Origin of the sequence: Lysinibacillus sp. NPDC058147 (genome assembly GCF_042884205.1) — a bacterium.
Classification (GTDB): Bacteria; Bacillota; Bacilli; order Bacillales_A; family Planococcaceae; genus Lysinibacillus.
Genome location: NZ_JBHVUJ010000003.1, coordinates 505358 through 529945 on the forward strand (window position 1 = coordinate 505358; position 24588 = coordinate 529945).

The window sequence follows — 24588 nt, forward strand, 5'->3', positions numbered from 1 at the left end:
TTTTAGCGGCGGAACTCCCCAGTTTAGCGGCGGTTCTCTCACTTTTAGCGGCGGAACTCCCCAGTTTAGCGGCGATTCTCTTACTTTAAGCGGTGGAACCCTAGTCTACCAGCGATAACTATTAAATTCACATTTCAAAGGAGTGGAAATTATGTCAATTCGAAAATTAACAATCATGGCCTTGTTAGTAGCAATTGCCGTAGCAGGTTCTACCTTCGTTTCAATACCAACGGGAATTGCGCGTGCCTACCCTGTCCAGCATGCCATTAATGTTATCGGTGCTATCATTCTTGGACCAGTGCCTACTGTTATGATCGCCTTTGTCACAGCCATTATTCGTATTTTAACAGGCACAGGCTCATTATTAGCTATACCTGGCAGTGTTATTGGTGCTTTATGTGCAGCTCTTGCCTATAAATATAGCGGCAAAATGTGGTTAGCAGGTGTCGGTGAAATGTTTGGTACAGGTATCATTGCCTCACTTATTGCAGTACCTTACGCACATTTATTAATGGGGACATCTGTTGCTGCTTTATTTTTCATGCCAGCCTTCTTAACCTCAAGTACTATTGGTGCTATCTTAGGCATTGTTGTTGCCAGCAATTTGCGTAAAACAGCATTTGTAACTAACCTTAGCGCTATGCTTAAATAGCTTGATTTACAGCATTTGAAAAACGTTACTTTCATTAATTAAGAAAGTAACGTTTTTTGTTCCAACCTAATTCACCCATACTTCAATGGTAATCCCATTTCATGAGCAATTAATAAAAAGTCTTTTTTGCTTATTTCAAAATGACCGAATCTGAATTTATAGCCATATTTCGATTTGTCTTCTACAAATTCTAAGTAATCTAAGATCTTTTTTATTGGCACAGCTTTTGCATCTTTATAAAAGTCTATATCTCTTCGAAAAGGAATAAAATTTTCTGCCATTTGGAACTCGTATATTTGCTCGTCTTTTACTCTTCCAATTGCAGTAAATGCTCGTACAGGATCATTACCATCTAGACTTTTTTTAGGAGAATAATAAATAATCCAATCTCCTTTTGTCATTCGTTTCAAAGGTCTTTCTTTGCCGTGGCATAGCTGGCTGAATCCTCCCTCAACCCCTTTTTGCACATGATTGAGAGATGCCACGCCTATCCAATATTTTGTGTCTCTTTCAGTCATAGGAAGAGCTCTCCTTTTATTTAGGGAACATCGTAAACAATTTTATTTTTCCATTTTCAAGAATCAATTTTTCTTCTAAAATCACTGGTTTTGGCAAACCATCCCAAGTAGTCGAAATGATAGCAACACATTCTATTTCATCGCCTTCAATATTTTGGATAGTTAACTTAAATCCTTTCGGCATCGGTGACATGTAAAAGTTTTGTAGTTCTTTTCTTCCTTTAAAAATTTCACCTTTAAAATTTTTTAATTCTCCATGATCCGCATACATGTCAGATAAATCCTGACCCTCTTCTTGCGCTCTTTTCAAATACTCCTTCATAACCTCTACTGCTTTCATCTGTCATCACTCTCTTTCTTTTTTATTAATAACCCTATTTACGATTTTCATATACTTTTGTCAAAATGCTTTTCAATTGCTCTTTTTCTTCCAATGAAAGTACATTTAAAACTTCATTTTCAGAAATCGAAAGGGTCTTCAATAATTCTTCTGCCAAATTATTCCCCTGTTCCGTAAGGCATATTAAATTCTCTCTTCTATTCTCTGGATTTTTCTCCCTATAAACATAATTTCTTTCTTCCAGACCATCGATAAAAAAGCGGACACTATTTTTATCTAACTTTAAAATCTGCCCTATTTGAATTTGACTTAGTTTTTTTTCTTTTACAGCAATCATGATCCCGACTTCTCTGGATTTCATTTGAAATTTTTCGCTAATATACTTCTCGAGATTTTCCTCTAAAGCCTCTGCTAATTTAAAACTTAGAAAACCAAAAGAATTCATTATATTGGTCATGTCCAATCCTCCAAAATTTATAGTACTAAATAGTGATAGTAATATTTTATTACTATTATCTATTATTGCATGTATTTATATTCTTTACAACCCGAATTTTACTTTTCATGAAAAATTCCCCAACTCAGTTGTTAAAATGACAAAAAACGATGGCACATCTTTATGCACCATCGTTTTATCTGTTAAGATCGTTTTTTCATGCCCTTTAATAGCTGGGCAACATTTGTGTCCTCTGCCTGTATTGGTTTATCCTCGACAAGCTGCTCTTTTTTCTTCGGCCTAGTTAAGAAGCTCCAACCAAAGCGTCTAATGGTAATATCAATGAAGAATAGTAACATCCCCGCTAATAAAAGCCATGTTGCAATATTTTGACGTTCCGCACCTTTTTTAGTAAATTCACGAAACACTTCGCTCGGTTCTTTCAACACGGAGCCGCCTGTTTGCTTTGTTAGCTCTTTGACTAACTTATCATTCACTAGTCGTAATTCATACTCTGCACTATAAGGTACACTTAAGCCTGCCTGGTAAATGGCCTGTTGTTCATCGGCAATGCGGAAGAAAATGAGTCCCGGTTCTGCTTGTACGACTGCCCGAACTTGTGATGCTGAAATTGTTTCAAGCTGTGTTTCAAGTTCTTCACCTGCTTCATTGACAGCGACAATATCTAAGAACGCCGCTTCATTCGTTGGGTCAGTAATGACAAATGAGCCGTCTGATTCTAGACGTACATCATAGGCAACATCGTTATAGCTTGGTAGCATTTTTGAAATTAGCGTTTGCCAAAACGTGCCCCAATTTTGCCATCTTGCCCAGTCTCCTGTCCATTTTCCTGTCGAATCAGACGTAAAGGCAAATGTTTTGCCAAGGCCATATTGCCACTCTGCTAGTACAGGATCTTCCTTCTCACTTTCTGCAATAACAGTAGCTCCCTGCTTTGCAGTTGTACCTATATAAGCATTCATTTTAGGTACACCATTTGTAAATAATGTATTCCACCCAACTGCATTAAATATAGTTGGATAGAATGGATTATCCTCAATATATGTGCGTGAAATCATGGCTGTTTCACGAGATAAAATAGAAGGGATTGTCTGCTCATCAACAACATCATAGAAACGCCCACTGCCCATCTCGCTAAGTGCTTCAAGTAAATTGGCATCTGCATCCTGACCAATTGCAACTGTTGATAGAGTAATGCCATTCTCTTTTCCTTGAGCAATTAAGTCTTCATAGTTACCGGGCTGAGACTGACCATCAGTTAATAGAATAATATGCTTTCGCTGTAGCTTTAAATCAGCTAAATTTTCATAAGCTTTAGCAAGTGAGCCATATATTTCGGTACCACCACCTGGCGTTACAGATAAAATCGTATCTACCGCTTCTTCCTTATTGCTAAGTGGTCCTGCCTCAATAATTTCCCAAGGTCGATCATCAAAGGCAATAAACCCAAGCGTATCTTCATCTCGTAGCATTTCAACTGAACGAGCAGCCGCCTCTTTTGCGAGCTCTAGCTTTGCTCCAGACATACTTCCAGAGCGGTCAAGGACGATAACTAACCCTAATGATGGTAATTGTTCCTTACCTTTAATCTCCATTTCAACAGGTAGTAAAGTTTCGATTGGTGTTTTAAAATAGCCACCTAAGCCAAAACTATTTTCGCCACCTACCATTGTAAAACCGACACCGAAATTTTTCACTGCTTGCTCAATGACATTCATTTTTGCCTCGCCTACTAGATGCCCAGGCACATTATCAAAAATGATGGCATTGTATTGTAAATAACTAGAAAGTTCATTTGGGAGACTGTTAGCATTTACAACATCATAGGCAATTGATTGTTTGCCAAGCGCTGCTGCAATTGGTGAAGCCGTATCATAGCCATTAACAATTAGTAAATGTGGTTCACTTTGCACCATCGTGACGCTTGTTAATTTATTATTTTCAAAAATTGCATCCTGTTCAACCTGCACGAGTGCCTCATATTTTACAAGTCCTTCAGTCGTTGCTGAATGTTTATATGTAAAAATATTTGACCCTTCTGCAAGATCCACTGCTTCACGATGAATAAGCTTATCGTTTTCGTATAATAATAGCTCACCTCGTTCTGCTACAGTCGCATTTATTTCAGCAACTAACTGCTGCTGCTCACCTACATAAGCAACTTGTGGTGTGACAAAGCTTTTCATGGATACATCCTTAGCTACAGGTTGGTTAAATGGCACTACATCAATACTAATATTTGACCCTTTAAACTTCGAAACAAATTCTAAGGCATCTCCTTTTGTTTCATTGCCATCCGTTAAGAGCACAAGCCGTGTTGCTTTTTTCGGATCTACAATACCTGAAGCGAGCTGTAGACTCTGTTCAATATTTGTTTGATCTGTTGCTTTTATAGTTGTAAACTTCGGTACTTCCTTTAAAGTCTTCGATAAAATGGCTTCCGTTTGTAATGTCGATGAAAAAGAATAAATCCCTGCAAGCTGTTCATCTTTTTTCGATTGTAAACTTTCCGCTATAAAATTGGCCATCTTATCATCTGTCCCATTCATTGAAGCAGAACGGTCAACTAAAAATAATACTTGTTCTTCCTTTACGGGCAATAAAATATAGGGCCCTGCAAGTGCAAAAACTAAACAGCATATGGCCACAATACGAATACCTAGTACGACAATATGACTTTTTTTAAGTCGATGACGCTCACGCCAATAAGTCCATACAAAATATATAAACAATGGAAGTAACAGCAACAATGCTAACGGCATATCAATTCGTAAATCCACGACGACGTTGCACCTCCCACTCTAAAACAAGTAATACTAAGATCATAAGGATAAGCCAAGGTACGAACGATGTTTTCGATACTTCTTCCTTACCGTTGTCCGGAAGCTCTCCAAGCGTATAACTTGTCCCTTTTTCAATTACACGCTCTTGTGCTTGAAGCTGTACGATAAAGCGCTTTTCTTCATCTTTTGAGCGAGCTGTATAAATTCCTGGCTTCATTGGAGCTGTTAGGAGGCCATTCGTAATGGACGATAAAAACTCATCTTCCTGCGAATATATACTCCAATCACCCTGAGTTAAAGCAACTGCGCGTTGCTCATTTGGTGTAAAAATACCAAGTGAACCGATTGATTCTGAAAGCTCCTGCTCAGCACTCCATAAAAATAATGGGAATGAAGGATGTAGCGGCCAATCTGTATCTTCAATATCAGCTAATACAACAATATCCCCTTTAGGTGAACGCTGAATAAACGGTTGGTCTCCAACTGATGCAATCGTTTTATAGTCGTCGAATCCAGGATAAACAGCACTGACGTAAATATCTTTTAGCTCACTAAATGCAAACAATGCATCGCTTGTTGTACTGATTTCTCCAATAGTTTCAATCTTCTTAACGTCATCTCGTCCAAATAAAACAATTGGCTTGTCCATCTTTTCGAGTAGTGCCGTCTGATTTGTCACAACAGTGGCATCCAAATTGTCAGCCACTTGTGAAGATGGAACAATTTTCACACTACTATTAATCGTTTGCATACCTTTTTGAATGAGTTGATGCATACTTTGATCGACAATTACTTTTGAAGTAGCTGTTTGTAGCAATACCGTTTGTGAATTATCAACAGTGTAATCGTCCTTGGCATCTATCTTGGCAGTCATAGCATCTTCTAACGGTAGGTCTTTAAATGTTTTCGTTACGGCTTCATTTTGGGGTAATGCAACACTTTCCGTAACGATCTCCTTACCCTTAACATTTTCTATAGAAAGTTTTACATTTTGCTCTTTGTCCGTATCATTTTGTAACTGTACAAGTGCCATAGCAGATCGTCCATCTGTAGTAGCAGCAAAACGTGTAATTGCGATGTTTGTTAAATCCTTTGCAGACCCTTTTACGATCCACTTCACCGTATCTTTTTCCATCGGTAATTGCTTTTTATCGAGCGCATCTGTAAAGACATAAATAGATGTTGGTGTATTACCGACAAAAGCCTGTGCCACATCTAGAGACTTATTCATTTGAGCGGTCTCATATGTTACTTGTAACTGTTGAATGGCTTTTTCAATATCTTTAGTATTTGTTTCCTGCTGCAATATAGCTTTTGGCGTATTACCTGTTGTAATGAGTGTCACGGGTCTTCCATCAAGCTCATTGACCAATGACAGCATTTCTTTTTTATGTGTATCAAATGTTGACTGCTCTTTCCCTGCTAACATTGTTGCTGACGTGTCTACTATGAAAATCGTCTGCGCACCAACGATCGTTGACTTTTTAATATAAGGATTCATTAATGCCAATACGAGTAAAAGAAGAGCAAGTAGTTGTAAATAAAGCAGAGCATTTTTTTGTAAATGTTTTAAGTATGGTGACACACGTGTTTCTTGCATAATTTCCGACCAGAAAAGTGTGGAGGATACAGTTTGATCGGTATATTTTTTTCGAAAGAAATAATATAGAAGGACAATGACCGGGATGATGACCGTCCAGCTAAAAAGTAATTGACTAAAGCCCAATACGGCTCACCTCACCTAATCCAATGTGCTTTTAATAATTGTTGAAAGATGGCATGCTGTAATCCATCCTCTACCTTCAGCTGTAATTGTCGAACACCGAAGTGCCGACAAATTGCCTCAAATTCCTCTTCATGTAATAACCGTCTTGCCATATATGTGTCTAGGACTTTAGAAGACATCGTAACATTCACATCTCTGCCCGTTTCACGATCGAGCAAGCGTACATCGCCCGTATATTCTGGTGCTAGTTCTTCTTGCGTAACTATTTGCAAAATACGGACATCCCCTGCAAATCGTGGTAGCCTTTTTAAAAGTTGCTCCCATTCCTCAATTGGCTCAAGTCCATCTGTGACAATAAATAGTACGGTACTATCCTTAGGCAATGCTTTGAAAGCCCCTTGTGCGAAGCTATTTGTATAAGTTGCTTGCTCAATTTCTGTGACCACCTGTAAAAAAGCGCGACGATACATAGCACCTTTACGACGAAACGGTGGCTTCACCTCATCCTGTAGAAAAGAAAATGATAAGCGATCATCTCGACCGAGCACCATTAGACCAAGTGAGGCAACAATTTGCCGGGCAAAAGTCCATTTCGCTTGATCGCCCATCGATTTCGTTGTATCTAGCAAAATGTGTACTCGCATCTCTTGTTCATCTAAAAAACGTTTAATGAAGTATTTATCAGTTCTTGCAAAGACGTTCCAATCCACCTGACGTACATCATCACCTAAGTGATATTCACGAAAATCTGAGAAATCGAGCGATGCCCCGAAGCGCTGCGAACGGTGCGAGCCCTTGTGCTGCCCACGTAATTTGGAGGCCGTTACCACTTGGAAGCGACTGATTTTCGCTAACCAATCCTCGGGCAATAATAATTTTTGTGTCACCTGCTAACACCTTGCTGTACTTTTTCTAAAATGACATCAATTACATCGTCTGCTGTTTTGCCTGAAGCCTCCCCTTCATAATTCAACAGCATACGATGGCGTAACACTGGCTTAGCTACAGATTTAATATCTGCTACAGAAACGTGGAAACGTCCATTCATAAGCGCCCTTGCCTTCGCTAATTTGATTAAACTTTGTAAACCTCGAGGACCGCTACCGTACATCGCATATTGCTTGACCTCATCAATGGCATCCACTCTTTCAGGATGTGTAGCCACAACAAGGTCCGTCGCAAATTCGAGCATTTCATCAGCAACTAGTACTTCCTTAACCATTTGCTGAGCTTCAATCAGTGCTTCTGTATCCATGATCTTTTGTAAATCAATATCCTTAGCGCCTGTTGTACGCTTCATAATTTCCATTAGCTCACTTTTCTCAGGATACGGCACAAGAATTTTACATAGGAAACGGTCCATTTGTGCTTCTGGTAAAGGGTATGTTCCCTCCATTTCAATCGGATTTTGTGTTGCTAACACGAAAAATGGTCTTGCCATCTTCTTTGTATCTCCTAAGATTGTTACAGTTTTTTCACCCATTGCTTCAAGCAGTGCACTTTGTGTTTTTGGTGTTGCTCGGTTAATCTCATCCGCTAATACCATTTGGCTAAAAATCGGACCAGGCTGGAACGTAAACTGCTGCTTGCCATCAGGTGTGCGCTCAATCATACTTGTCCCTGTAATATCCGCTGGCATTAAATCTGGTGTAAATTGAATTCGCGAAAATGATAAATCTAGTACTTCAGAAATTGTACGTATTAACATCGTTTTCCCTAAACCTGGTAGGCCCTCTAATAATGCATGCCCATCAGCAAGGACTGCGTATAATGTATAGTCAATTGCTTCCTCTTGTCCGACAATAAAGCGATGAATTTCTTCTTTTACTTGTTGTAATTTCGTACTCATTTCAACATATTGTTGCTCTGTAAATGCCATTCCTTTTCCTCCTACTGAGACTCAATTGACGTGAAATAAGATTGCACGACGTTTTGTAAATCCTTCGGTAATTGTAAACGCTCTGAGCTTTCTAAATAACTATCTTTATAGGAACCTATAACTTCCTCATACGAACGGATAGAACCTTTAGTAATCGGACCATTTCCTTGTTGCTCTGACACATGTGAGCCATCTCCTAATGCTCCACCGTCAACTGAAGTCTGATTAGAGCCACCAATTCTATTCGGTGTCGTTAATAAATCACGACCACCTTGTCCTTTGCCTGCACCTTGACCTGATCCATTGCCATTTCCCTGTCCTTGTCCTTGTCCTTGTCCTTGTCCCTGTCCTTGTCCCTGTCCTTGTCCTTGTCCTTGCCCTTGTCCTTGCCCTTTGCCTTGTTGATTGCTCTGATTCGATCCTTGTGCCTGACCTTTACCACTAGCCTGTTGAGAACCGTTTTGGGAATTAGGTTGGCCTTGTTGTCCTGTTTGACCTTGCTGATTGTTATTGGCACTATTGGCACTTGCAATAGCATTTTGTAGTGTACTGCTTGCGGGTTTTCCAAGCTTGCTCATAGCTGTCTGAGTAGCATTTGCATTTTGCGTTAGCTCCTGATGCATTTGGGCAAGCTCTTTTAATCGCTCCACTTCTTCCTTTGATAAACCTTTGTCATCAGAAGTGCCATCTTTACTAGCCGTTTGCTTATCTTTTAATTGTTGTTCCTTAAAAGCAAGCTCCTTTTGCTTTTTCACGACTTCCCGTAATGCCTCTTCAGCTGTTTCTGTCTTTTTTAACGTATTTTGCAATTCTTTTAATTGCTCTTTCACTTCTTTTGTTTCTGCTTTTTTCTCTAATTTAGCAACTTCCTTCTTTACGTCCTCAATGACAGCTTTTTCTTTTTCCACCTCAATTGCTTCCATTTGCGTAGCTGCTGGGAACATATAAAGAATGGCCAGTACGACAGCTGTTCCAAATAATCCAATCAATGCTTTTGGACGGAATAAATTTTTCTTTCGAGCCTTAAAATCAGCAAACGCCTTGTCAACATTTGCTAGTGCTTTCGTTAAAAGAGATTGAACGAGCAGGTCCTTATCGTCCTCGAATGATAAGGCTGTCACAAGCTCATTGTGAGAAAAATAATTATCCAGTGTATGCAATGCTTCCTTTTCTTGTACACGCTTCCACCACATAAACAGCACTGTTGCTAGTATGACAACAATAAAGGTAGTAAAAGCCGTTTGGCGATAATACGGCCAAACAAATAACCTTGAGACGAGGAAGAGGGAAGCACTCGAAAGCAATGCCAAAAACAAGCCGTACTGTGCAATCGGAATGCTTCTTTCTACTGTTAAACTCGTCTTTGCACGTTGAATATATTTTCGTAATTGCTTACGACGCTCCATAAGATGTCCCCCTTATCGGTTGCTTTTCATATTGGCACGTAATTTTTTGATCGCAATTGTTAAAGAAAAAACAATAATTAATGAATAGGCTATTAAATAACTAATCCATACAGGTAATTTCACTCCTGAAACTTGCACTAAAGCATCGCCCATAGATGGCGAAATAAGCGTAAGCATTAAAGCACCTGGGTTAATAGAAGCCCAGAAGTAAGTCATGTAGGAAGTACTAGCACCAACGGAATTACCCATATGATGGAAGGACATTGTTAAAAAGAAGAAAAACGCTGTAATTCCACCTAAAAAGATAATCGAACCGTACGTAGAAATCATCGCAACAATTGTTCGCTTTGTAATGGTTGAAAACATAACACCTATACTACCAATGGCTACAACTGTTAATAAATAAAATAAAAATATCGAGATTAATTGAGACGGTGATACGCCTCCAAATAAAAACACTAAACTATATAATGGTAATCCTGCGATGAGCATTAATACTAAAAATGCTACCGAGGATAATAATTTCCCAATGATGATTTGAGTAGAGCTTTGTGTCGTTGTTAGTAAAATATTTAATGTTTGCCTTTCCCTTTCGCTACTAATTGCACCGGCAGTTAAGCTCGGTGTAATGAAAAGAACAAGAGCCATTTGTAATATTGTTAAGACTGCGAACATCATTAAACTTGTGTCTGGTCTAAAGAAACCCTTGCCTGTGAATCCGGTTGTTAGTAGCAAAAATCCTGCGATAAAAATACAAATAACCGCTAAGTAAAACATTAAACCTGAAAAGCTTTTAAAAGAACGGAAGCGTAACTTCAATTCTTTTACGAACACCGGATTATAAAATCGTTCCATCATTGATGATCCGCTCCCTTCGTAATAGCCATAAAGACATCCTCTAAATCTTTTTCCTCTTCGCTTAATGCATAGATAGGTAAATTCGCAAGTATTGCTTTTTTCAATAGTGCTACCTGATCAGCGTCTGTTCCACGGTAATTAAAGGCTATTTCTAAACGATTATCCATTACATCTATAGAAGAGATTAGTGGATCCTCCTCCAAAAATGCACGTACCTCGTTTAAACAATCCGTCACTTTTACTACGATACGCTTCTCTCCCTGTAGCTGCGCTTGAATGGAAGCCACATTGCCATGAGCGATTAGCTTACCATTATCAATCACACCGATTTCATCGCACATTTCAGCAAGCTCAGGCAAAATATGTGAGGAGATCAAAATCGTTTTTCCCATAGATTTTAAATTCCGTAAAATATCACGCATTTCTACTCGTGCACGTGGATCCAAACCTGACGCAGGTTCATCTAAAATTAGTACCTTCGGATCATGGATAAGAGCACGTGCTAAACATAGACGCTGCTTCATCCCACGTGACAGTAAATCAACATACTCAAAACGTTTATTCGTTAAATTTACGAGCTCCAACAGCTGTGGAATAAGTACTTTTCGTTCAGCTGCCCCAATTCCGTAGCTGGCACCGTAAAAGTCTAAGTATTCGTCTACTTTTAGTTGATCATAGACGCCAAAGAAATCTGGCATATAACCAATTTGTTTTCGAACTTCCTTTGGTTCCTTAATAACACTTTTCCCATTAATCAGAGCATCACCAGAAGTTGGAGACAGTAAGGTTGCTAAAATCGAGAATGTAGTCGATTTACCTGCCCCATTGGCACCTACAAAACCAAAGACAACCCCTTCCTCCAAAGATAGATTCAAATGATCTAGTGCTGTAAAGGAGCCGTATCTTTTCGTTAAATCACGAATTTCAATCATTATTTCGCCACTCCTTTCAGCTCTACATCTGGTAATTTTGTTTCCTCACCTGTTTGATCCGGTCCGTATTTAACTTCAATCAGCAATTCATCATTATCATTGAAGTATTTTTTTATGTTATCTGTAAACACCTGTTTCGTATCTACCAATGGCTCATAATTTTTCGTCTCGTTATTCCAAATCGATAGCTGCATACGATCAATATCCTTATTTGAAACTGTCAATTCGTTTAATGTTTGAACTGAATTCATAAAATTATCTGGCATGGCAATAGATACTTCATATAAACCATCAGACAAGCGCCAATTATTTAACTGTTCATCTACTTTTTCAGCATACGAATTAGGAGATAGTTGGTTTGCTGAATACGTAAAGTTGTTACGTTTCATCGTAAATGGACCTGATAACTCTACTTTGCCTTCAAATGGCTGAATAAAATAGGAAATCGGTGACATACTAGCACTTGTTTCTAGCTCAACCCCTGCAATTGCTTGATCTGCCCACGCTGTAATGACAGGTTTTTTATCATTTTCTACAAGTGGTATTGCCAAATCTTTCATACGCTCGATTCGCGAAGGATTCACTTCCTCCTTCTTAGATGGAAAATTATTGTAATTGTAACTAGTTAAATCCGATGGTTTTTGAAGAACCGTTGATTTTAGCTCCTTGTCGACTTTAAGTGTACCGTTCGCTTCAATGTCGCCCAGTTTAACTTCTTTAATACCCGAGATTAAAGTAACATCCTTTAGAGCAAACGGGAAATTGTTCTTAATTGTCCCAGTTAGTTTTTCATTTTTTAACGTAATATCGATATCCATCTTGCCAATATTTTGCGCTGACGTCTTTCCTGCAAATGACTGAACAGACCAATAACTTAAATCACGTAGTGTTAACGTGGAACCATTGGCATTTTCCCTAACATAGGATATCTCATGTAAATCCTCCCTTGTCCCCGCGAAATTATTGGAATTTCGCAGTGCTAATGCACTTGTATCCTTATCTGCATTAACAACAAAATCACCGCTACGATTTGTTAAAATGGACTCCACATAATAACCATTTAAACTACTATCTTCATTCACTTTATAAAATGCAGATTGTTGAATTTGCGGTTGCCCAATTCGATCCTTTGCACCAAAAATAAATAGAGCAATAGATAACACAATTGATATCGCAGGAATGATCCACCATGCATGCTCACGCTTGTCTATTTTCTTTAAAATAAAATATAAAATAGGTCCGATAATTAAAATATATAAAATAATAACAATTAGCATATAGCTAACAGATACTTCAAACGATGGGAATAATTCATTTACATTACGCAGTTCATTTGAAACTTGCTCCACCGGTGACTGTCCATGAATGACCATCCCTTGTTGTGATATCTTTTGGATATTTAGCAAATTCGCCATTAATGCTGGATAACCATCCATAGACGCAAGTGGTTGATCCCCTAAAGAAAAGGCTGTTTGAATAACTTCCCCGCTGCCCACTTTTTTCTTTGAAGCTAAAATCTTATTGTTATCTGTTAATAAAGGAATACTTCCTGTATTTTCAGTTGCCTCATAAATAGAAATAGGTTGTGTAAAAGTTTTGCCACCTGATAATTTTGATAGGCTATCTGCAGAAACAGATGTCATTTGCTCGGATAATGTAAGTGGTAAATAATCCTTGAAAATACCTGCTGTTGTATTTACTTGATTAGCAGCTCCTACTAATAATGTTCCCCCATTCTGTACCCATTTTAGTAAAGATTCTTGTTGCTTTTGCGATAAATCAGCAATAGCAATTTCATCGATGACGATAACATTCGCCATTGCAAATCCTTGTGGATCCTCTGGCAGTGTATAATCCTTGATCTGATTTAAATTGAACACTTCAACATTATTTTGAGGCGTTAATTGAGATAAACGTAAAAATGCTGATAAACGATCACTTTTATCCGTTAATGTGTAGATAAAAACTGATGACGGATCTAAAAAGTTAGCTTGTAGCTGTTTTGTTCCTTCATAAGCAACCTTTTTTCCTTTTTCTATGCTTCCTTCAAAAAACGCAAACGCATCGGCATTCGAATAATTACCCTCTAGATAAATATCAAATGTTTTTTCTTCTCCTGCGGCTATGTCTATTGGAAGCACTTGTGCTGATGAAACTTCATAGGAACTAGATGCATTAATAACCATATCCCCAGAAAAATCTGCACCATTATTTTTTACTGTTACTTGTAGTGGCACAACTGTTTGATATTTAGCTTTACCCGTAATCCCTACCTTAGCCTGTACATCTAATGTAGCAGCCGCATTTGCCTGCTGCATAGGTAGAATAAAGCTGATAACAAGCATGAATAGAAGTATGAGTGCCGCTATATTCTTTTTCTCCAAAAACTCAACCCCTTTTATGTAAATTGTTGGTTACATAATTATACGTTTTAAATTGCACTTTGTTGCATTTCTTATGACATCTTCATGAATATTCATAAACTCTTAAGAATTTACCAATTAACAAAGCGGGGTGTTGATTTCCGTTCCGACTGGGGGCGTCCGTTTTAGCCTTCGTTCATTTATTGCCGATCCCCAAAGAGTCGCCCAGTCGGAACGGAAATCAACTTATATCCATGGTGTATGTTTTAACAAATAGGATCCTAAATTTTGGTGATAAGCTCAAGAAATGCTCATTGAGTAAAGCTTTAATCAGAGGGAGCTTTCTTCATCGTCCCCACCAATAGGTCTTTTATAGACAGTTAATACGGATTAAAAAAGCAGCCCCCTGTGAATTACTTGGGACTGCCTTGTTATTATTTTCATTTCGTATAATCAAACAAACATCGTGCATGGTCTTGCACTACCTCTACAAAAGCCTCTACTTGTCGTAACTCAAATGAGGATTCATAGCCTATTAACCAAGTATCACGTGTTAGTCCAAATTCTTTTTCATTATTAGTTAATGCTATCTTATTAATTCCATCATTGTCGCTTAAAGTAATTGAAGGTAAAATAGCGTAACCAATGCCATTCAATGCCATTTGCTTACAAATTTCAATCTGATCAACTAAAATTTGTTTTCTTGGGTTTGAAGCGAAATGCTGCTGCCACCATTGTTGAATTTCCTGATAGTAATTGGAATCACTTTTAAATTGTATAAAAGGTCGGTCTGTCGTCAGGACATCTTCTATAGTTTTTAGCTCTTTATCAACTAAATAAAGGGTGTCACGAAAAAGGTGAATTTTTTCCCCTTTCCAATCAACCTGCCCACGCACAATCCCCACATGAGCCTCACCCTCATAAAGCGCTTTTACAATTTCAGAGCTCCAGCCAGTCATAAGAGAAATTTTTGCCTCAGGATATTTCGTTACAAAATCCTTTAATATTATCGGAAGCCAGTTTTGGCCGACAATCGATGCACAGGCGATTTTCAATGTCCCGTTTACTTTCGTCGTTAATGATTGGATTGTTTCAAAAATCTCTTCTTTTTTGCTGAGCATTTCAGTTGCATAGGCAATAATAAGCTCTCCGGCAGGTGTCGCCGTAAGTCCTTTTTGCGAACGAATAAATAACTGCGCGCCCCAGTCCTTTTCAATAGTTTGCAACCGTTGAGAAAGAGCTGGTTGAGATAAAAATAAACGTTCTGCTGCTTTACGCATATTACGTTCCTCTGCTAGTACTTTTAAAATTTCAGCCTCCGTTGCCATCAATCAGTAAACCTCCGATACAAGCAAAGAGGGCCTCATGATTTTCATCTGAGTCCCCTCTTAAACTACTACTCTTTTTGATAAATATATTTTTTCAATTGCTTTAATATTACACGTCTCGTTAATATTCCCGCAAATGTCCCTTCTTCGTCCACAACACATAAAAAGGCGTGATTAATAACTAAGTCGAGAGCTCGCTGAAAAGTATCTGTTAACTTTAATACAGCGATTTCTTTTTCCATTATTGTATCCACCTTAATATCGGGTAGCTTTTCATATTCAATATGTTCTAGTCCAAGAATGGATTCTGTAATCATTTTCATACTTAGTAAACCTTGAAGTCGATATTTCAAATCTAAAACAGGTATCGATGAATACCCTGTACGTGTAAGTACTAGGAGTGCATGTTCTGCACTATTTCCACTTTGTACATGCGCAACTTTTTCAGATGAAATAATAAAATCACTAATTGGCATTGCTAAAAAGTCCTTGCTGTTAGTTGAAATCATGAACTTCTTCTCCTTTTCTGTCCTCGTTTTGCAGAACAGGATGCTTCCCTTTTATCATATCATAACTATTCCTTTTATGACCACGACAAGGCCGAGAAGAGTTTTTTATAGGCAACGAATTATTTTAGCATTTTGAACAAAACTAAATATCGAAAGTGTTATAACGGGGTTTTTACCTGAGGGCAATGGAGAAATATCTTCATTCAGCCATATTTATAAAATATGAACTGAATGAAGAAAAATTTCACTTAATAACCTGTCTTACTCCAATAATAAAAAATCATGATCCCTAAAAAAAGTAAAAAAATGATATATACCCAAACAACTGGGTTGAGCATAGTCGCATACTCTTCAACGGTTTCTGAAATCGGCGTATCATTTTCTGATTTCCGTTGGGACGTCATTTTGGCAATTTTCAACGTTGACACAAGCGAAATGGCAGAAATAATCGTAATGGCAATAAGAGCCGGTATTAACCACATACCCATAAGGCAAAACTCCTTTCTTTACCCTTAGTATGCGTCAACCCGGCTCTTGATTATGCAAAGATTATGGTTATCAATTATGCCTCGCTATAATTGCGTCCGAAATCGGCTTTGTACTTTGGCCTGCAGATGTTTTTTGTGCGAAATCGAAGTGCTAACGTAGCGGTAGCAAAATGTTTTGACTGCGCGAAAGCGAAGCGACAGCTGCAACAACACGATGCAGGTCAGTAGCCGTTATCGCATGGCTGCGATGATTTTAGACGTAACTTTAACTCGCATTCATCTCGCTACCTAAAGGGGTGGGAGATGAATGCTGAAAGAAGTTAGAATGGATACTGATTAAGCCATTGCCCACCATCTAGTGTCACACATTCACCGTTCATATAACTTGCTTTATTAGACATAATAAATGTAGCTAAATCAGCAATTTCTTCAGGAGTACCTGTACGGCCTAATGGAACAGAGTCTAGCGTACGAGCAGCTGCAGCCTCTGATTCCCAGAGCTTCTCTGCACCACCTGTACGCTCAATTGGACCTGGAGCAATTGCATTTACTCGAATTCCATATTGTTTTCCCCATTCAACAGCTAACGTTCGAGTCATTGACAATACACCTGCTTTAGCCGCTGCAGAATGAATAACACCAGCACCTGCATTCCATGCATAAGTTGCAACCATATTAAGAATAGATCCTTTAATATTATTTTGAATCCAGTACTTACCGACTGCAGAAGAACAAAAGAATGTTCCATTTAGAACAATATCAACAACAGCCTTCCAACCATTTGGCGATAAATCCTCTGCATGCACTATAAAATTGCCAGCTGCATTATTCACAAGCCCATCAACCTGTCCAAACTTTTCAACAGCAAATGCTAGCATGGCCTCAGCATGCTCAGGCACACGAACATCCATTTGGAACGTTTCAATCTTTTTTCCAGCCTCTAAAATAAAGGTTTTGGCCTCTGCTAATCGCTCCTCGTTACGGCCTGTAATGACAACATTTGCCCCTTCAGCAACAAATTGCTTTGCCATATAAAGCCCCATTCCACTTGATCCACCAGTAATAATAATTGTTTTCCCCTGCAACATACGATTTCCCCCTCCGCAAAAATGAATGATGATTCATATAGAATATTACTATATTTTCTCGTATATGTCATATTAATTCTACAAAACAATAGGAAGTGTGCTAGAATGCAGGATGCTACTAACAGAGATTCTTAAGTAGCGCGGGTATTCTCTCTTCTTTCGCAAGTATTTTCCTGTCGCGCACAAGAAAATCCATTATGGACCTGCCTCTTGATTACTTGCTCTAGTGGCTTCCTTTGCAATATTAACTTTCCAAAAAATTATAGTGGTGCTATCTCTAACACCATTTTTTTGGATATTCTTTAACATTGACCAAATGCTCTCTTGATCCTCAGAATTGAAAAAGGAATTATAAATGTTAATAGGGTTAGAGTATGGTTCATGTGGACATTCAAGTAAGCCATCTGTGGTAAGAAAAAGGCGATTTTCTCCTTTTCTTAATTCTTTAATTCCAACACTGTAGCAAGGGACGTCCTGTTCAAAAGTATTGACTTGTCCTATCCATTCGTAAAATTGCCTTTGATTTAATTGAAGCTGACCTAATGCAGCCAATTCTTGATGAAATAAAAAAAGAACACAGTCCCCAACTGATAACCACCATGCATATTTATCTTTTCTTACGACAATTAAGCACGCAGTTTCTCCAGTAATATTCCTGCAAACAGATAAGAACTCTTCAGATTGAAATATCGTTAAAATCTTCTCTTCAAGCCTTTTAAAGGTTTGATGATTTGTTGGTAAAGATAATAAATGTTTAATTTCATCTTTATAATAAAAAAATTGCTCGATAATGATTTGAGCACTCTCAGATGTATTATGAGCATCTAGTAAAATGGAAAATTCCCAATCTTGCTTTTCATCTAGCCATATTAAACAGCCATCTTCGTTTTTATATTGTCCTGCATCGGAGTTACCACCATATCGTCCAACAATCACATGTTTAATTTGATAAAGATTTGGGTGATCTATGAAGTTGTCTTGGCTACCTATCCAACTAAAATCTTCTATAGATTCACTCATATGCATTATTCTCCAGATATGTTTTTATTCGAGTACAAAGTTTAACAACTTCGCTATTGTCACCCATCGGAGCATCTTCCCAATCATACACATCATTCGGTCCCCAATACTGTTTAGGGGTATTAGGATATCGAGGAACTAAATGCATATGCAAATGTGGCACTGAATTTCCAGAAACCAACGAGTAGATATGCTCTGCCTTTTCACACTCCATTATTGCCTTACTGACTCTAGCCATAATCACACCAAATGCTTTTGCCTCTTCTAAAGTCAAATCTCCGAGAGTAGGGACATGCCTTTTTAAATCTATCATTATATGACCTAAATAATTAGGTGCTCCATTCCTGTCTATATGCCCAACATAGACATATTCGTCTTCATAAATCATTACCCCTGAAGTTTGAATACTGCCCTTGTGTTTATTGCAAATAAAACATTCCTCCATTAATCCCCACTCCTTTATTTAAATTTTCAAAATTATAACATAACTATTAATGGATTAGAATATTTTTCCTGACATATAAAAATAGAGATACAAATCACACATATATGATCTGTATCTCTATTTTTAGACAGTTTCTTTTCGAATTTCTAAAACTCATAATGATAAGCAATTTTATAAAGCTCCATTAATTCTTCCTGTGTTGGAACCTTAGGATTGTTTCCAGGGCTACCGCTGGCAATTGCATCAGCTGCCATTTTTGGAATAGCTGCGTAAAAGGCTCGCTCATCAATCCCCCACTGTTTTAAATTCCCTATATCCATCTTCTTGCATATTTCTTTAATCGAAGCAATAGCTAAATCGGCAAGATCTTCTTGTGATAATTGCTCATTATCTGTATTGAAAAATTCACCTAAATCCGCCAACCGATCGACACAAGCATCCTTTGAAAATTCTAATACTGCTGGCAGGAGCATGGCATTTGATATACCATGGGGCACGTGGAATAGCGCTCCTATTGGTCGAGACATGCCATGTACTAAAGCGACAGAAGCATTTGAGAATGAAAGCCCTGCTTGCATTGAACCTAGCGACATCGCTTCCCGAGCATCAATATCATTACCTTGCTCATAAACTTTTAAAATATTATTTACGATTAACTCCATGGCTGATAGTGCAAGTACATTCGAATATGGATGTGCTAGACGAGATAAATAACTTTCAATAGCATGACTTAATGCATCGATACCAGTCGCCGCAGTGATGGATGGTGGAGATGTAACCGTTAAAATCGGATCTACGATTGCTATGTTTGGCATAAATGCAGGCTGCTTAATCATCATTTTCACTTCATTTTTCGTATTCGTAATGACTGTTACATCCGTTGCTTCTGAACCAGTCCCAGCTGTTGTCGGTATCGCAATATGTGGGATCGGTGCTTGCTCAGCTATTTTTGCCATTTTCATAAAATCACCAATGTAGCCACCATTCGTTGCTACTACTGCAATTGCTTTTCCTGTATCGATACAGCTACCGCCACCGACGGAAATAATAATATCGCAGCCCTCAGATTGTAAAATATGAAGCCCTTCTGCTACATACGTATCTACAGGTTCTGTTGTTACGCCTAAATATGAAACCGCTTCTAATCCGTCGTTTTTTAATAAAGTGTTACATTGATTAACAAAGCCTAAGCTATCCATTATCGGATCACTAATGATAAGAGCCTTAGTCCCCAATTTTTTTGCATATTCGCCTACTTCTCGAAAAGAGTCTTGTCCATATACGATCGTTCCTGGCGAATGAACCGTATAGACTGTTTTTGTTTGAATCATATTTCACCCTCCTAAGCTATTGTGCTGTATAACCGCCATCCAAAAGTATTGCTTGACCTGTTAAACCTTTTGCCATATCACTAGCTAAATAAAGCGCAAGTCCTGTAACTTCCGATACATCTAGTAAGCGTTTTTGAGGAACGAGTGGATAAAGCACCTGCTCAAGCACTTCCTCTACTTGAATTCCCCTTGTCTTTGCCAAATCCGTAAACTGATTACGCACTAATTCTGTTTCGACATACCCTGGGCAAATGGCATTCACGGTTATCCCCTCAGTTGCAACCTCTAGTGCCGCCACTTTCGTTAAACCGACTAGCCCATGTTTGGCAGCATTGTAGCCAGCTTTACCCGCAAACCCAATAACGCCATTAATAGATGCCATATTAATAATGCGTCCAAATTTATTTTTCTTCATATGTGGTATGACATATTTCATTGCTATAAAAGGTGCAACAAGCATCACTTTTTGCATAGATTCGAAGATTTCTGTCGCGAAATCCTCTATATGAGAAACATGTTGAAACCCTGCGTTGTTAATTAAAATATCTATTGTCTTAAACTTTTTAACAGTAAAGTCGATTGCATCACATATTTCCTGTTCATTCGAAACATCACATGTGTAAGCAGTTAATTGCGGATTGTGTTGAATTGCCTCCGCTAAAAGTTGTTCATTCATATCTGTTATAACGACATTCGCTCCCTGCTCAGCAAACGCCAGTGCCATGGATAACCCGATACCACGGGCTGCTCCAGTAATAAAAACTGTTTTTCCTTTCACGTCAAATCCCTCCTGAGAATAAAGTATCCTACCTATGATTTGAGACATTTAAAAAGAGCTGTAAAAGAATACAGCTCTTCATTTGTATTAGTCATTATTACTTGGGAATGCAAACGTAGATGCTGTCGATGCTTGACCTGTCATCCAACGCTCTGAAATTGTTTTTGTTTTTGTGAAAAAACGTGCTTGATCAGGACCAAACATATGCCCTTCTCCAAAACGAGAACCTTTAAATCCAGCAAAGTTATGGTAGCCTACTGGGATTGGAATTGGGACATTTACGCCAACCATACCAACATCGATTTCTGTAGTAAATTTACGAGCTGCTAAACCGTCATTCGTAAAGATTGTTACCCCATTTCCAAGCTCATGCTTATTAATAAGTTGGATTGCTTCATCCAATGAATCAACACGTACAACATTTCGTGCTGGACCGAATATTTCTTGTTCATAAATTTCCATGCCTGGTTTTACGTTATCTAGCAATGTCGGCCCTACAAAGAATCCTTTTGACTCTTTGACAATATCAAGTTCACGGCCATCACAAACAACTGTTGCGCCTTCAGACTCACCTCGATTGATCGCTGCAATAATCGCTTCCTTCGATTGCTGTGAAATGACAGGGCCAAAATCTGTCTCTGGATTTGTATATGAACCTACCTTCAAATTAGTGATTTTCTCCTTTAAGATTTCAAGAAGACGATCTGCTGTATCCTTTCCAACAGGCATAATCGTAGAAATGGCCATACAACGTTGTGATGCTGCTCCATAAGCTGCACCGATAAATGCATTTGCTACCTGATCAAGATCTGCATCAGGCATAACAACCATATTGTTTTTTCCTCCACCAAGCGCTGTGACACGTTTACCGTATTTCGCGCCCGTTTCATAAATATATTTCGCAACTGGTGTCGATCCTACAAATGAAATGGCTTGCACACTCGGGTTCTCTAATAGTTCATTAACTGCATCCTTATCCCCATTTACAACCGTCCAAATGCCATCTGGTAACCCAGCCTTTTTCCAAAGCTCACTAACATATAAGGCCGTCATAGGAACACGTTCGGAAGCTTTTAAGATTACGGCATTACCGACAGCAACTGCCATGCTTGTTTGCGCTAAAGGCACCATGATTGGGAAGTTAAATGGTGAAATAGCCGCTACAACTCCTAATGGATATTTTGCAGAGTAGGCATTAATTTGACCGCCCACATTGACTGAATACTCCCCCTTCATTAAATGAGGTGCACCGATAGCTAAGTCAACGGACTCTAAACCACGTGTAATTTCACCCTTCGCATCCTCAATTGTTTTACCGCTTTCAGTACAAATAATTTGTAAAAGCTTCTCCATATTTTCAGTAATAAGATTACGGAACTTTAATACAATCTCAGCACGTTTAGCTACTGACGTATCTCTCCATTGTGGAAAAGCTGCCTGTGCCTTTTCGATTGCCTCTTGAGTTTCTTTTGCAGTCGCAAGTGGCACCTTGGCAATCACCTCACCAGTCGTTGGGTTAAATACCGATCCGAAACGTCCGCTTTTCCCTTCTATTAGTTCCCCACCAATAAAGTGTGTTAAAGTTTTAACCTCTTGTGCTGTTGTCATATTTCTAGTCCTCCTTTAAAGTTGTTCTATTTTACATGTTTCTTATCAATTATGCCTCGGCATAATTGCGTCCGGATTCGGCTTTGTGCTTGCACAAAGCACTCCTTTCCGAATCTGTGACATCCGCCGGAGGCTTTAACTTTTTTCAGCAGATGTTCGGTCATCCACTGAAAAATAACTTAAACCCTCATTCATCTTATTACCTATAGAGGTGAGATACTTCTGCTGGAAGAAGTTAAACTTAAATAAGCAGCAGACATATCATTTTCTCCATAGCCTTGCTGAGAAATATCACTATAAAGATCCACTAATTTATTCCCGATTCGAAGTGGTACCCCTACTTTTTCTGCCATATTTTTCGCTAGCTTCAAATCTTTTGATAATAGATTTGTAGAAAAACCTGGCTGATAGTTGTCGTTTTTCATGTATTCTAAAAAATTACGCTCATAAATACGGCTTTGACCGTAACTATTACTTAACACTTCATACAATGTATCTGCACGGATACCCATCTTTTCACCAAGCACGATTGTTTCAGCGACTGTCTCTGTATAAAATCCAATCATTAAATTATTGAGTAATTTTATACGTGTACCTACACTTGAAGACGTACCAAGATGATAAATGTTTTTACCTACTATTCGGAATATTTCAGAGCCACTTTGATAATCCTCCTCTTCACCACCAACCATTATCGTAAGTGTTGCATGAATAGCACCTACAACACCTCCACTAACAGGTGCCCCAAGATATCGTAACCCCAATGATTGTGCTTCCTTATGTAAGGAATCATTCAATTCGGGATTTACCGTACTAAAGTCTATTAATAAACTTCCTTTCTTAGCATGGTGCATTATACCCTGTTCAGATCTATATACTTGTTCCACTATTCGTGGTGTCGGCAAGCTCGTCAAAATAATATTGCTTTGCCCAGCAACTTCCTTTGTTGTTGTAAGCCCAACTCCACCTTCTTTTTCAAATTGCTCCACTGCTTGTGAATTGGTATCAAAGCCATATACCGTATAGCCAGCCTTTAATAAATTTACTGACATTGGCAACCCCATATTGCCTAAGCCGATAAAACCTAAATTCTCCGTCAATATTGACCTCCCCCGTTCCTTGAAAATCCAATGAACACTAGCCAAACTATACTCTTTTATCGTAACATTAATAACGTATTTATTAATTGACCGAAGTCATTGACTACGGTCAATTAAATGATAATCAAATCCATTGCGTCAATCAAAATATTTCATATTTTCAGAATAGTTTCTACAGAAAATATGTTAAAATACTTTAACCCGAAGGGATTGTCCAAAATGAATTCATTGACTAGCCGTCAAAAAAAGGCATTAGAAACACGTGAAAAACTACTCAAAGTATCATTAGATTTATTTAATAAATATGGATTCGAGCATGTATCTGTTGAGCAAATTACTAAAGCCTGTAATGTATCGAAGGGAACATTTTACACACATTTCCCATCCAAGTATGATGTTATTTTAGAAAAATTTAAAGAGCTAGATAGTTTTTATGGCTCTGTGGAAAAAAATATTGATCGTACTTTGCCGGCAAGTGAAAAAATTTTATTGCTGTATCAAGAACAAATGAAGTATTTAACAAATGTTGTTGGAAAAGATTTGTTACGAACCGTGTATACTGCTGCGATGACAAATCAAGTGGAACAAGATCATTATTTAATAAATCCACAAAGAATGATTTTCCAAATTATGAACAGTTATATCGAAGAAGGTATTCAACTTGGGGAGTTTCGTCACGATATTGAGGTTAATCAAATTCAAGCAATTATTCGACGTTGTATGCGTGCAAATGTCTATGACTGGTTAATTCATAATGAAGACTTTAATTTATCCGCGGAAATGGCACAATTTACAGCTATTGTGTTAGATGGGTTGAAAACAAAAAATAAATAGCTCATTGAAAAGGGTTTATATAGGTAGATACTGTATGCGTTCGGGTAAAGCCATTGTTTGATCAGGTTGCACGGAGATGTGATCCGGTTATACCCTTTTTTGATCAGGTTGCAACGAGATGTGATCCGGTTATACCCTTTTTCGG

General features: G+C 38.2%; 23 protein-coding genes. 2 read left to right on the plus strand and 21 right to left on the minus strand.

Going from position 1 to position 24588, the window contains the following annotated elements:
- Positions 1–151: 151 nt before the first annotated feature.
- Positions 152–652: an energy coupling factor transporter S component ThiW gene (gene thiW, locus ACFVT8_RS11940; RefSeq protein ID WP_387079676.1), complete on the plus strand. Its 501-nt coding sequence runs from the start codon at positions 152–154 to the stop codon at positions 650–652.
- A 71-nt stretch (positions 653–723) separates the two neighbouring features.
- Here the strand turns inward: thiW and ACFVT8_RS11945 are convergent, their stop codons facing one another.
- The 21 genes from ACFVT8_RS11945 to ACFVT8_RS12045 all read right to left on the minus strand — a co-directional run bounded on the left by ACFVT8_RS11945 (position 724) and on the right by ACFVT8_RS12045 (position 23609).
- Positions 724–1170, minus strand: a complete 447-nt coding sequence (locus ACFVT8_RS11945) for an EVE domain-containing protein (protein WP_387079674.1) — start codon at positions 1168–1170, stop codon at positions 724–726.
- Between the two features lie 16 nt (positions 1171–1186).
- Entirely contained in the window at positions 1187–1510 is a 324-nt protein-coding gene (locus tag ACFVT8_RS11950) for a hypothetical protein (protein WP_387079673.1), read from the minus strand.
- Between the two features lie 34 nt (positions 1511–1544).
- Complete coding sequence (locus tag ACFVT8_RS11955) at positions 1545–1967, minus strand: MarR family winged helix-turn-helix transcriptional regulator (protein ID WP_387079672.1); 423 nt, start codon at positions 1965–1967, stop codon at positions 1545–1547.
- Between the two features lie 182 nt (positions 1968–2149).
- Positions 2150–4747 carry a VWA domain-containing protein gene (locus tag ACFVT8_RS11960; protein ID WP_387079671.1) on the minus strand — a complete coding sequence of 866 codons (2598 nt, stop codon included), beginning with the start codon at positions 4745–4747 and terminating at the stop codon, positions 2150–2152.
- On the minus strand, positions 4731–6476 hold the full coding sequence (locus tag ACFVT8_RS11965) for a vWA domain-containing protein (protein WP_387079669.1): 1746 nt from the start codon (positions 6474–6476) through the stop codon (positions 4731–4733). The genes ACFVT8_RS11960 and ACFVT8_RS11965 overlap by 17 nt, the downstream gene beginning before the upstream one ends.
- An 11-nt stretch (positions 6477–6487) precedes the next feature.
- Positions 6488–7363: a DUF58 domain-containing protein gene (locus tag ACFVT8_RS11970; RefSeq protein WP_387079668.1), complete on the minus strand. Its 876-nt coding sequence runs from the start codon at positions 7361–7363 to the stop codon at positions 6488–6490.
- Positions 7360–8355, minus strand: a complete 996-nt coding sequence (locus tag ACFVT8_RS11975) for an AAA family ATPase (RefSeq protein WP_387079667.1) — start codon at positions 8353–8355, stop codon at positions 7360–7362. The genes ACFVT8_RS11970 and ACFVT8_RS11975 overlap by 4 nt, the downstream gene beginning before the upstream one ends.
- 11 nt (positions 8356–8366) lie before the next feature.
- Complete coding sequence (locus tag ACFVT8_RS11980) at positions 8367–9761, minus strand: hypothetical protein (RefSeq protein ID WP_387079665.1); 1395 nt, start codon at positions 9759–9761, stop codon at positions 8367–8369.
- Between the two features lie 12 nt (positions 9762–9773).
- The gene (locus ACFVT8_RS11985; RefSeq protein WP_387079663.1) at positions 9774–10619 is read right to left on the minus strand and encodes an ABC transporter permease; all 846 of its coding nucleotides are present in this window, start codon (positions 10617–10619) and stop codon (positions 9774–9776) included.
- Positions 10616–11551: an ABC transporter ATP-binding protein gene (locus ACFVT8_RS11990; RefSeq protein ID WP_387079661.1), complete on the minus strand. Its 936-nt coding sequence runs from the start codon at positions 11549–11551 to the stop codon at positions 10616–10618. Before ACFVT8_RS11990 ends, ACFVT8_RS11985 begins: the two co-directional genes overlap by 4 nt.
- A complete protein-coding gene (locus ACFVT8_RS11995; protein ID WP_387079659.1) occupies positions 11551–13935 on the minus strand; it encodes a DUF7408 domain-containing protein in 2385 nt (794 codons plus the stop codon). Before ACFVT8_RS11995 ends, ACFVT8_RS11990 begins: the two co-directional genes overlap by 1 nt.
- A 419-nt stretch (positions 13936–14354) precedes the next feature.
- Complete coding sequence (locus tag ACFVT8_RS12000; RefSeq protein WP_387081471.1) at positions 14355–15242, minus strand: transcriptional regulator CcpC; 888 nt, start codon at positions 15240–15242, stop codon at positions 14355–14357.
- 68 nt (positions 15243–15310) lie between these two features.
- On the minus strand, positions 15311–15751 hold the full coding sequence (gene cbpB / locus ACFVT8_RS12005) for a cyclic-di-AMP-binding protein CbpB (protein ID WP_387079657.1): 441 nt from the start codon (positions 15749–15751) through the stop codon (positions 15311–15313).
- Positions 15752–15999: 248 nt separating this feature from the next.
- Positions 16000–16239, minus strand: a complete 240-nt coding sequence (locus tag ACFVT8_RS12010) for a short-chain dehydrogenase (RefSeq protein WP_387079656.1) — start codon at positions 16237–16239, stop codon at positions 16000–16002.
- A gap of 320 nt (positions 16240–16559) precedes the next feature.
- Positions 16560–17327 carry a 2,4-dienoyl-CoA reductase gene (gene fadH, locus ACFVT8_RS12015; protein ID WP_387079654.1) on the minus strand — a complete coding sequence of 256 codons (768 nt, stop codon included), beginning with the start codon at positions 17325–17327 and terminating at the stop codon, positions 16560–16562.
- A gap of 195 nt (positions 17328–17522) precedes the next feature.
- Complete coding sequence (locus tag ACFVT8_RS12020; protein ID WP_387079653.1) at positions 17523–18347, minus strand: PP2C family serine/threonine-protein phosphatase; 825 nt, start codon at positions 18345–18347, stop codon at positions 17523–17525.
- On the minus strand, positions 18340–18792 hold the full coding sequence (locus ACFVT8_RS12025) for an HIT family protein (RefSeq protein WP_387079651.1): 453 nt from the start codon (positions 18790–18792) through the stop codon (positions 18340–18342). The genes ACFVT8_RS12020 and ACFVT8_RS12025 overlap by 8 nt, the downstream gene beginning before the upstream one ends.
- Positions 18793–18938: 146 nt before the next feature.
- Entirely contained in the window at positions 18939–20123 is a 1185-nt protein-coding gene (locus tag ACFVT8_RS12030; RefSeq protein ID WP_387079649.1) for an iron-containing alcohol dehydrogenase, read from the minus strand.
- Positions 20124–20139: 16 nt separating this feature from the next.
- A complete protein-coding gene (locus ACFVT8_RS12035) occupies positions 20140–20901 on the minus strand; it encodes a 3-hydroxybutyrate dehydrogenase (RefSeq protein WP_387079647.1) in 762 nt (253 codons plus the stop codon).
- Positions 20902–20988: 87 nt separating this feature from the next.
- On the minus strand, positions 20989–22509 hold the full coding sequence (locus ACFVT8_RS12040) for a CoA-acylating methylmalonate-semialdehyde dehydrogenase (RefSeq protein WP_387079645.1): 1521 nt from the start codon (positions 22507–22509) through the stop codon (positions 20989–20991).
- Positions 22510–22712: 203 nt separating this feature from the next.
- Positions 22713–23609 carry an NAD(P)-dependent oxidoreductase gene (locus ACFVT8_RS12045; protein WP_387079644.1) on the minus strand — a complete coding sequence of 299 codons (897 nt, stop codon included), beginning with the start codon at positions 23607–23609 and terminating at the stop codon, positions 22713–22715.
- A 219-nt stretch (positions 23610–23828) separates the two neighbouring features.
- On the opposite strand from ACFVT8_RS12045, the gene ACFVT8_RS12050 reads away from it, so the two are divergent.
- Entirely contained in the window at positions 23829–24443 is a 615-nt protein-coding gene (locus ACFVT8_RS12050) for a TetR/AcrR family transcriptional regulator (RefSeq protein ID WP_387079643.1), read from the plus strand.
- Positions 24444–24588 lie beyond the last annotated feature (145 nt).

What these genes read in the sequence shown, in the direction of transcription:
- thiW (WP_387079676.1), top strand. Translation starts at nt 152, where the DNA reads ATGTCAATTCGAAAATTAACAATCATGGCCTTGTTAGTAGCAATTGCC.
- ACFVT8_RS11945 (WP_387079674.1), bottom strand. Translation starts at nt 1,170, where the DNA reads ATGACTGAAAGAGACACAAAATATTGGATAGGCGTGGCATCTCTCAAT.
- ACFVT8_RS11950 (WP_387079673.1), bottom strand. Translation starts at nt 1,510, where the DNA reads ATGAAAGCAGTAGAGGTTATGAAGGAGTATTTGAAAAGAGCGCAAGAA.
- ACFVT8_RS11955 (WP_387079672.1), bottom strand. Translation starts at nt 1,967, where the DNA reads ATGACCAATATAATGAATTCTTTTGGTTTTCTAAGTTTTAAATTAGCA.
- ACFVT8_RS11975 (WP_387079667.1), bottom strand. Translation starts at nt 8,355, where the DNA reads ATGGCATTTACAGAGCAACAATATGTTGAAATGAGTACGAAATTACAA.
- ACFVT8_RS11980 (WP_387079665.1), bottom strand. Translation starts at nt 9,761, where the DNA reads ATGGAGCGTCGTAAGCAATTACGAAAATATATTCAACGTGCAAAGACG.
- ACFVT8_RS11985 (WP_387079663.1), bottom strand. Translation starts at nt 10,619, where the DNA reads ATGATGGAACGATTTTATAATCCGGTGTTCGTAAAAGAATTGAAGTTA.
- ACFVT8_RS11990 (WP_387079661.1), bottom strand. Translation starts at nt 11,551, where the DNA reads ATGATTGAAATTCGTGATTTAACGAAAAGATACGGCTCCTTTACAGCA.
- ACFVT8_RS12000 (WP_387081471.1), bottom strand. Translation starts at nt 15,242, where the DNA reads ATGGCAACGGAGGCTGAAATTTTAAAAGTACTAGCAGAGGAACGTAAT.
- cbpB (WP_387079657.1), bottom strand. Translation starts at nt 15,751, where the DNA reads ATGATTTCAACTAACAGCAAGGACTTTTTAGCAATGCCAATTAGTGAT.
- ACFVT8_RS12010 (WP_387079656.1), bottom strand. Translation starts at nt 16,239, where the DNA reads ATGGGTATGTGGTTAATACCGGCTCTTATTGCCATTACGATTATTTCT.
- fadH (WP_387079654.1), bottom strand. Translation starts at nt 17,327, where the DNA reads ATGTTGCAGGGGAAAACAATTATTATTACTGGTGGATCAAGTGGAATG.
- ACFVT8_RS12020 (WP_387079653.1), bottom strand. Translation starts at nt 18,347, where the DNA reads ATGAGTGAATCTATAGAAGATTTTAGTTGGATAGGTAGCCAAGACAAC.
- ACFVT8_RS12025 (WP_387079651.1), bottom strand. Translation starts at nt 18,792, where the DNA reads ATGGAGGAATGTTTTATTTGCAATAAACACAAGGGCAGTATTCAAACT.
- ACFVT8_RS12030 (WP_387079649.1), bottom strand. Translation starts at nt 20,123, where the DNA reads ATGATTCAAACAAAAACAGTCTATACGGTTCATTCGCCAGGAACGATC.
- ACFVT8_RS12040 (WP_387079645.1), bottom strand. Translation starts at nt 22,509, where the DNA reads ATGACAACAGCACAAGAGGTTAAAACTTTAACACACTTTATTGGTGGG.
- ACFVT8_RS12050 (WP_387079643.1), top strand. Translation starts at nt 23,829, where the DNA reads ATGAATTCATTGACTAGCCGTCAAAAAAAGGCATTAGAAACACGTGAA.